This window comes from Nocardiopsis listeri (assembly GCF_020741345.1).
GTDB lineage: Bacteria > Actinomycetota > Actinomycetes > Streptosporangiales > Streptosporangiaceae > Nocardiopsis > Nocardiopsis listeri_A.
The window spans coordinates 1-3,593 of sequence record NZ_DYZD01000087.1; the positions used below are offsets into that span (position 1 = coordinate 1).

The 3,593-nt window shown below is 67.2% G+C and carries 4 protein-coding genes; 2 read left to right on the top strand and 2 right to left on the bottom strand.

The annotated features are described in order from the left end of the window. Positions 1–1,517: C40 family peptidase (locus tag K8V84_RS05650; protein ID WP_304071329.1), on the top strand; the 1,517-nt coding region annotated here is incomplete at its 5' end. On the opposite strand, the gene K8V84_RS05655 is transcribed toward K8V84_RS05650, so the two are convergent. After that, on the bottom strand, positions 1,514–2,128 hold the full coding sequence (locus tag K8V84_RS05655; RefSeq protein ID WP_304071332.1) for a VirB8/TrbF family protein: 615 nt from the start codon (positions 2,126–2,128) through the stop codon (positions 1,514–1,516). The two genes, K8V84_RS05650 and K8V84_RS05655, sit on opposite strands and share 4 nt — an antisense overlap. Before the next feature lie 149 nt (positions 2,129–2,277). Here K8V84_RS05655 and K8V84_RS05660 point away from each other — a divergent pair, with 149 nt between their 5' ends. Next, the gene (locus tag K8V84_RS05660) at positions 2,278–2,760 is read left to right on the top strand and encodes a hypothetical protein (protein ID WP_304071335.1); all 483 of its coding nucleotides are present in this window, start codon (positions 2,278–2,280) and stop codon (positions 2,758–2,760) included. On the opposite strand, the gene K8V84_RS05665 is transcribed toward K8V84_RS05660, so the two are convergent. Further along, the coding region (locus K8V84_RS05665; protein ID WP_304071338.1) for an ATP-binding protein at positions 2,754–3,593 on the bottom strand (840 nt) is incomplete at its 5' end. The genes K8V84_RS05660 and K8V84_RS05665 overlap by 7 nt on opposite strands.

Consider the following 3,593-nt stretch of genomic DNA (forward strand, 5'->3'; position numbering starts at 1 on the left):
GGGACGGCGGCCTGATCCCGGGGGATCCGGGCGATCCGGATGAGGACGCCGAGGAGGACCCCGAAAGTGATTCTGAGGAAGAGTCGGAGGAGAGCGAACTCGGCGAGGACGCCGAGGATGAATCCGAGGATGAAGAGGAACCCGGCGAAGACGGGGATGGGGACGAGGGGGATGAGTCCGGTGAGGACTCCTCCGAGGAAGAGGAATCCGGAGAGGAAGAGGGCCCGGGGTGGTGGCCCTGGCCCTGGCCGGGTGAGGAGGACGGCGACCCGGAAGAGGTGCCGTCCGTGCCTGGGCCCGGGGAAGGAGACGGCGGCGGTGGTGGTGAGCCGTGGTGGCCGCCGGAAGAGGAGTTGCCGGAGAACCCGGAGGATTGGGCGTTCGTACTACCCCGCCAGGAACCGGCGCCCACGATGGTGCACACGGTGTCCCTGAGCGCCGCCGCACCCGCTGCGGCGCCTGCGGTGCCGGCCTCGCCCTCCCCAGAGGGGCTGTGGGTGCCTGAGGACATGCTGGAGCTGTACGAGGCGGCCGGGGAGGAGTGGGAGATGGACCGGTGGATTTTGACCTCCATCGGCTATCACGAATCTCGCCACGGCACCGACCCCAACACGTTGACCGAGAACCACGCCGGTGCTCTGGGACCGATGCAATTCGTGCGGTCGGCGTGGGAGCACCACGGGGTGTATCCGGATGGGCGCTCGGGGACCCCACCGCTGGAGGACCGATTGGATCCGGCGACCGCGGTGTGGTCGGCCGCCAACAAGCTCACCGATCAAGGGATCCGCACCAACACCAAGGAGGCGCTGCACGCCTACAACCGGTCGTGGGCGTATGTGGACATGATCATGCGCGACGCCGAGAAGTTCCGTGACGGGGATTTCGAGACGCGGGACGGGGTCGGGGTGGGCGACATCCCTGCGGGGGGCTCTGGTGGGTCCTCTGGTGGGGGAATCCCCGATGGGATCGGGTCGGGCACCGAGGAGGATTTCGATAGTTGCTGGGAGCTGCTGTCGTCGATCATCGACGGCCAGGGCTCGGGTTCGGGTGCGGGTGGGTTTGTGGCTCGTGCCCCTGATGAGGTGACACAAGAGGTGGTCGACTGGGCCCTGGCTCAACGGGGCAAGCCCTATATCTGGGGTGGGACCGGGCCGGCCGGTTATGACTGCTCCGGCCTGGTCATGGGCGCCTACGCCTCGGTCGGGTTGAGCATCCCCCGGGTCACGCACGATCAAGTGAAGTTCGGCCAGACGGTGCGCGAAAACGATGTCCAGGCCGGTGACCTGGTGTTTTTCGAGGTCAATGGTGCTTGCGGGGTCAACTGCGGGCTCCAACCTCGGCACGTGGGCATGGTCGTGGATCCGGATCGCAAGATGATGGTGGAGGCCTGGTGCACCAATTGCGGGCCCATCGACGTGCGCACGTGGGCAGATGGGCGTCGGACGGTGTACGCCTTCACCCGACCTCTGGCCGATGCCTCGGCGGCGCCGCTGATCGACAAGGCCGGCACCGACTAAGTACCGGGCGCACCTTCGGGGGTGTCACCGGATTGGCCATCAGAGGCCAACTGGAGGTCGTGTACCTGCCACTGGTCATCGTCAGGGGTCACGGTGACGGCGAACTCGTAGTCGTCGTTTTGCTGGCCCTGGTCGGTGTTGGTGGTCGTGGTCGCGGCCACGGTGAACACGACCTGTTCCTGGACCAGGGTGCGCACCTGGTCGACGTGGGCGGTGGCGCTGATGGTGACGCCCTCGGCCACCAGGCCCTCGCGGGCCGAGCGCACACCCGCGGTGGGGGTGAGTCGGTCGGCGTAGTCGTCGCTGGTGTAGGTGTACAGAGTTTCGTAGTAGGCGTCCACGGACTCCCCGTCGCTGACGGTGACGTACAGCTCGGTGAACTCGGCTGCCACCGCGGCGGCCTGCACCAGCTCCTCGGGGGTGTAGGGCAACCAGTCCACGGCCGCCTCGGCGTCCACGGCCTGGGTGGTGGGTGAGGGGTCACTGGTCTGGGGTTGGGGGTCATCGTCGGATCCGCGATAGGTGGCGGCGCCGACGGCGATGACCGCTACGATCCCGGCAACGGCGATCGTGGTGATGACGCCCTTGCGGGACAGGGGAAGCTCGTTCATGAAAGGTGGTCCTGATGCGTCTGGGTGGGTTGGCGGTCGCTTCTTTGGTGGTGCTGGTGGCGGGGTGTTCGGCCACCCCTGACAGGGAGGATGATGTTACGGATCCTCCGATTACAGGGGACTCGGGGCCGCCGGCCGATGAGGGGCGGGTGGACACGGTCCTGAACCGGTCCTACACCGGAGACCCCGAGGAAACCCCGTGGTCCAGGGCTGTTTATGAGGTCACGGCCGAGCTGGGGGCGGTGAGCGAACAGGCCCCCGGGTGCGATGTGGCCGCCCCCACAGGGGGCGCGGCCGCGCTGCACGTGCAAATCCACAACCTCAACGACCAGGGCCGGGACCGGGAGCGCAACGAGTCCCCCATCCCTGCCCCGGAGTTGGAAACGGAACTGGTGGGGCAGGCCTCCCAGCTGGTGTGGGTCGACCCGTGGGGCGGGTGCGATGATCACATCAGCACCGATGTGATCAACCCCCGCAACCCGTGGGAGCCCATGGACGTGGTGACCCTGGAGGGGTACGTGCTCGGTGTGCCGGTCGCGGATCCGACCGGGTCGGGGGTGCGGTTGACGTTCGAGGAACGCGCTGTGGAGTACCAGACGGGTGGGCCGGTGACGCTCTCGCTCATCTACTGACCTCCTGTAGCCGCCACGGTCGAGGCGGTGGGGGCCGCGTTGGGGTTGGTGTCGAGCCGCTGAAGTAGCTCGGGCAGGACCAGGTCCACATCCAACAGACCGGCGCGTTCGTCCAGGTCACGGAAGATGCATTCGCCGTTGCCGAGGTTGCGCAACGCTTGGCCGTTGATGTCGCTGCCCTCCAGGCCGAGGAGGTCCATAACGGCAGCGACCTCGTGCGCCTCACTGGAGCGGAACGCGAACACCGAGGACACACAGTTGGTGACCTGCTCGTTGAGCATGTCGCCGGCGTTCTGGGACACCAGGATCAGGGCGGTGTTGCGGGAGCGGCCCATACGGGAGACCTCCGGGACGAGTTTGGCGCCCTCGGGGGTGGAGGTGATCGCCCATGCCTCATCCAAAAAGATCGCCTTGGGCAGGCGGCGGTCCAGGCCGTTCATCAAGCGGCGGGCGAACTGGGAGACCAGGTACAACAGGGTGACCGACAGGCGCTGATCGTAGGAGTAGTCATCGCGGTCCACGCCACGGTCGGGCAGGGTGAGCCCGCCCAGGGTGAACACGGTCACCCATCCCTCGGTGTCGATGCGCTGTTGCCCGTGCGGGTCAAAGCACAGGGAGGCCAGCCGCATCTCTGACATCGAGTTCAAAACGGCGCCCAAGTTGCGGGAGACCGGGTCGGTCGATCCGGTCAGGTGGTCCACGACCTTGGTCAGGGACGGCTCGGGTTGGTTGGCCACCGCGCCCACGGCCTGGATCAGGGCGGCCTCGCGGTCCTCGCTCATGCGGGGCAACAGCAAACGCAGGGTTTCGGTGGCCATGGTCTTCTTCGCGGC